Source organism: Mesorhizobium sp. M4A.F.Ca.ET.090.04.2.1, assembly GCF_003999085.1.
Taxonomy (GTDB): Bacteria; Pseudomonadota; Alphaproteobacteria; order Rhizobiales; family Rhizobiaceae; genus Mesorhizobium.
Genome location: NZ_RZOT01000467.1, coordinates 1 through 4,884 on the forward strand (window position 1 = coordinate 1; position 4,884 = coordinate 4,884).

General features: G+C 64.0%; 4 protein-coding genes. 2 read left to right on the plus strand and 2 right to left on the minus strand.

What is annotated here, in order from left to right:
- Window positions 1-1,082: AAA family ATPase (locus EN781_RS25770; protein ID WP_145965621.1), on the plus strand; the 1,082-nt coding region annotated here is incomplete at its 5' end.
- 27 nt (window positions 1,083-1,109) lie between these two features.
- Here EN781_RS25770 and EN781_RS25775 read toward each other — a convergent pair.
- Window positions 1,110-2,822, minus strand: coding sequence for an HAD family hydrolase (locus tag EN781_RS25775; protein ID WP_126055893.1), 1,713 nt, complete (start codon window positions 2,820-2,822; stop codon window positions 1,110-1,112).
- A 156-nt stretch (window positions 2,823-2,978) separates the two neighbouring features.
- The gene (locus EN781_RS25780) at window positions 2,979-4,094 is read right to left on the minus strand and encodes an NAD(P)/FAD-dependent oxidoreductase (RefSeq protein WP_126055892.1); all 1,116 of its coding nucleotides are present in this window, start codon (window positions 4,092-4,094) and stop codon (window positions 2,979-2,981) included.
- Window positions 4,095-4,367: 273 nt separating this feature from the next.
- On the opposite strand from EN781_RS25780, the gene EN781_RS25785 reads away from it, so the two are divergent.
- The coding region (locus EN781_RS25785) for an aminotransferase class III-fold pyridoxal phosphate-dependent enzyme (RefSeq protein WP_127400456.1) at window positions 4,368-4,884 on the plus strand (517 nt) is incomplete at its 3' end.

Here is a 4,884-nt window from a genome sequence, read left to right on the forward strand (position 1 = left end):
GGCTGGAGCGGGCCGAGAACGCCTCGACGCAGATCGCCGCCCTTGGCGAGCGCAAGGCGGAAGCCGAGGCCGAGCGCGAGCGGCTGGCCGATGCTCCCGATGAGATCGATGCCAGGCGCCGCGCGCTGCTCTCGCAACTGGCCGAGGCGGAGACGCTGCGCCAGGCAGCGGCCGACCGCTTGCAGGAAGCAGAGAACAAACAGGCCGAATTCGACAAGGCCGCGACCGCTGCCATCCAATCGCTCGCCGAAGCGCGCGAAACCCGCGTCCGCGCCGAGGAGCGGCTGCCCGCCGCCGACGAGCGGCGGCTGGAGGTCGAGGCGCGCATCCAGGAAACGCTGAACACGCCACCGCACCTGGTCATCCGCCACACCGGTCTGGAAGCCGATGAACCGATGCCCGAAATGGCCGATGTCGAGCGTCAGCTCGACCGGCTGAAGGTCGAGCGTGAGCGGCTCGGCGCCGTCAACCTGCGCGCCGAGGAAGAGCAGAAGGAGCTGTCCGACCGGCTGGAGACCATCGTTTCCGAGCGCGAGGACATCATCGAGGCGATCCGCAAATTGCGGCAGGCGATCCAGAGCCTGAACCGCGAAGGGCGCGAGCGGCTGCTGTCGGCGTTCGAGGTGGTAAACGGCCATTTCCAGCGCCTGTTCTCGCATTTGTTCGGCGGCGGCACCGCCGAACTGCAGCTGATCGAATCCGAGGATCCGCTGGAAGCCGGGCTCGAAATCCTCGCCCGCCCACCGGGCAAGAAGCCGCAGACCATGACGCTGCTCTCCGGCGGCGAGCAGGCGCTGACGGCGATGTCGCTGATCTTCGCTGTGTTCCTCACCAATCCGGCGCCGATCTGCGTGCTCGACGAGGTCGACGCGCCGCTCGACGACCACAATGTCGAGCGCTTCTGCAATCTCATGGACGAGATGTCCCGTACTACAGAGACGCGCTTCGTCATCATCACCCACAACCCGATCACTATGGCGCGCATGGACCGGCTGTTCGGCGTCACCATGGCCGAGCAGGGCGTCAGCCAGCTGGTCTCGGTCGACCTGCAGGCCGCCGAGGCGATGCGCGAGGCGAGCTGAGGCGGCGGCCAACATGCCGCCAACCGGCTACTTCTCCGGAGCGGTCGCTGGCGCCGTATAGCGGCGGCGTACGGCATCGAGCACCAGCTTGCGGCTCTTCTCGGCCGAAAGCGCCTTGTCCTTTTCCGCCATGGCCGTTTCGCGCGCCAGCTCCTTGTCCCTGATCTGACGGCGGAACCATTCCGAATAGTCGCCGGCGCGCAGATGATGCATCCAGGTCTTGTCGTCTATGCCTTCCGCCATCTGGGCAAAGATGATCAGATTGTGCGCCCTCAGGTTCATCGCATTCTTGGGACCCTTGAAATAGAAGCTGCCTGCTTCGTCGAGCTGGCCCTCGGCATATTTGCGGCTGTGCCGCTTCAGCGATTGGCTGGGCTCGATCGCCTTGACGGTAAAAGGCTTCTTGCCGGTATGCGGCCGCCAGAGCAGTACGCGATCTCCTTTCGGGGTGGGGATGTTTCCCGGCGCCTCCAGTCCGGTTTCCTTGCAGAACGTCTTGATCACGCCTTTCGCTTGAGGTCCGAGCGCAATCACTACCGTCACCAGGCGCAAGGCATCCGTCGAGATCGCTTCCGGATGCACCGTGATCAGCACTGTCCCGGGCAATTCAAGCGAAAGCACCGCTCGCGTGTCCTCGCGCCGCTTGGGCAGAAGGTGATGCGCTTCGTCGATGATCAGCCAATGCGGTCTTGCCGTGCGGTAGCGGACATTGCCAAGGCCGGGCAGGAGTTCCGCGAAGAAGTCCGGCCGCTCATCGACCCTCAACGCCAGGCCGTTGACGACGACATTGGTGTCAGGCTTGCCGATCAGCTGCAGCAACTGGTCCTTGCTTGGCGCAGCCGAGGAATCGCCAAGCGGCACAGCGCCCTGCAGCCCGTCATAATCGCCCTCCGGATCGAAGATGCAGAACTGCAGACCTTTTTCCGCGAGCCGTTCGGTAAGCGCCGTGGCCAGTGTCGATTTGCCGATGCCGGAGCTCCCGGCAATCAACACTGTCTCCACCGGCGAGAGATAGACTTCCTTGCCGTTAGCGCTGCCAAGCAGGACGCCCCTGGCACGTTTGCGCGCAATCAGATGATCGAGCTTGATCATCTTGCCGATCAATTCCTCGACGCCTTTGCCGCGCTCCCCGCTGGTCACCAGATCGGCCGTGTCCTTCACTGCCGGCAAGGCGTTGTCGACGGCGACACTGCAGCCTGAGGCGCGCAGGAAGGCGTGGTCGTTTTCAGCGTCGCCGACGGCGACCACATTGTGCGGTGACAACTTGAGATCTTCGAGCGCGGCTGCAAGGCCGGTCGCCTTGTTGATGCCGCTGGGCAGGATCATCACCGCGCCCTTGTTGAAGATGATCTCCAGCTCCAGCCCTAGCTTCTTGATGACGTCGAGCACCGTTGCCTGATGCGGCTCCCAGGTGGCGACGATCGAGCGCCCGACCGAGAGCGGCTTGACGCCGCGCTTCTTCAGCCGGGCGACGAGGTCGGGCGAGGGCGCTGGCGAAATCGTGCGCTCTTCCTCGCTTGCCGGCGTGTAGATCAGCGCACCGTTTTCCGCGACGACCTTGTCGAAAATGCCAACCTCCGGAAAGACCTGCTTCAGGTCCGGCAATTCGCGCCCGGTGACCAGGATGAGCTTGCGGCCGGATTTCTTCAGCTTCTCCAGCGCCGCGAACGTGCTTTTCGAGACCAGGCCGTCATGCGCGACCGTGCCATCATAGTCAGTGGCCAATGCCATGAAATACATCGGGTTCGACCTCTCCGCTGGGCGATGTCTGATCTGCCGGAAGAACCGGGCTGGCAAACATCAACGCTTGTCGGCGGAAAAGGTTTAGACCCTCGGTCTGCCTCGCAGCGATCGCGGTCTTTCTCGCGCAGCCTTCGATGACCTTCTCGTGCTCAGCTAGGCGAGCGTCAGAATGCGCGCGACATGCGCGGCGATCGCCAGGCTGGACGTCAGCCCGGGGCTTTCGATGCCGAACAGATTGACCACGCCCTCGATGCCGTGGGTTGCCGCATCCTGGATGATGAAGTCGCTGTTGGCCTCGCCGGGTCCGGAAAGCTTTGGGCGGATGCCGCTATAGGCCGGTTGCAGGCTGCCGTCCGCGAGCTCCGGCCAGTATTTGCGGATCGCATCGTAGAAGCGCTCGCCGCGCGTGGGGTCGACGCGGTAGTCCAGCCCGTCCGTCCATTCGACATCCGGCCCGAAGCGCGCCGTGCCGGCGAGGTCGAGCGTCAGGTGAACGCCGAGCCCGCCGGGTTCGGGCACCGGATAGACAAGCCGCGAGAAGGGTACGCGCCCGGCCACCGAAAAATAACTGCCCTTGGCGTAGCGAAGCGTCGGCAGGAACTGCCGATCGAATCCTTCGAGCGAAGCGGCAAGCGCCACTGCGCCGAGACCTGCCGCGTTGACGAGGTGTGAGGTGGCGATCTCGAAACGCTCGCCGCTTGCGGTGTCCATCGTCTCGAGGACGATGCCGCCGGTTCCGATACGACCGGAAACCACACGCGTGTTGAGCGACAGCATGGCGCCGTTCGCTTCGGCCTCGCCGAGCAAGGTAAGCATCAGCGCGTGGCTGTCGACGATGCCGGTGGAGGGCGACAGCAATGCCTTGGTGCAGTGCAGCGCCGGCTCCAGCGCCTGCGCCTCGGCTGCGGACAGAAAACGCAGGTCGTCAACTCCGCAAGCGGCGGCATTGCCGCGAATGGAGGAAAGCACCGGTTCCTGAGCCCCGTCTGTCGCGACGATGAGCTTGCCACAACGCCGGTGCGGGATTGATCGCTCCGCGCAGTAGCGATAGAGCAACTCCCGCCCGTCAACGCAGAGGCGCGCCTTCAGCGACCCCTTTGGGTAGTAGATACCGGCGTGGACGACCTCCGAATTTCGCGAACTTGTCTCGGTGCCGATGGCGTCGGCGGCTTCGAATATCAGCGTGTCCAGGCCTTGTGCGGCCATGGCGCGCGCAGCCGCCAGACCGATGACGCCGGCGCCGGCGACGATGCAATCGACCTGTTCCATGCCCCTGTCCATCTGGTTGCGCAAGCGGCGCGTCGCAGCCTTCAAGGATCATAGCCTTGTTGTCCAGTGCCGGCGATCACGTGCGTGGCCGCGGCATCGGGATCATTTGGAACTGAGTTGGGGAACCACATGGCGCTATCGATCATGACACAGCGGCTCTTGCGGCCACCTGCCGCCATGATGCATCAAGCATCCCAAACGCGAGTAATCCCTGGACCGCTCATCAGACGAGACGGTTCTGTTTCGGCTGCACGCCTGCAGACAGGAGCCATCATGGACGCCCGACCCAATTCCCCTGAAGCCCGCGATATCCGCTACCACCTGCATGCCTACACCAATGCCCGCAAGCATCAGGAAACAGGCCCGCTCGTCATCGAAAAGGGCGACGGCATCTATGTCGAGGACATTGCCGGCAACCGCTATATCGAGGCGATGGCAGGCCTGTGGAGCGTCGCCGTCGGCTTCTCGGAAAAGCGCCTGGTCGAGGCGGCCACGCGGCAGATGTCGAAGCTGCCCTATTATCACGACTTCGGATCGAAGGCGCATTCGCCGCTGATCGACCTGGCCGAGAAACTGGTGCAGATGGCGCCAGTGCCCATGAGCAAGGCCTACTTCACCAATTCCGGCTCCGAGGCCAACGATACGGCCATCAAGATGATCTGGTACCGGTCAAACGCGCTCGGCCAGCCGGCGCGCAAGAAGATCATCAGCCGCAAGCGCGGCTACCACGGCGTGACCGTTGCCGCGGCAAGCCTGACCGGGCTGCCGAACAACCATCTCTCTTTCGACC

Coding starts and splice junctions, on each gene's coding strand:
- EN781_RS25775 (WP_126055893.1), bottom strand. CDS start 2,822: ATGTATTTCATGGCATTGGCCACTGACTATGATGGCACGGTCGCGCAT.
- EN781_RS25780 (WP_126055892.1), bottom strand. CDS start 4,094: ATGGAACAGGTCGATTGCATCGTCGCCGGCGCCGGCGTCATCGGTCTG.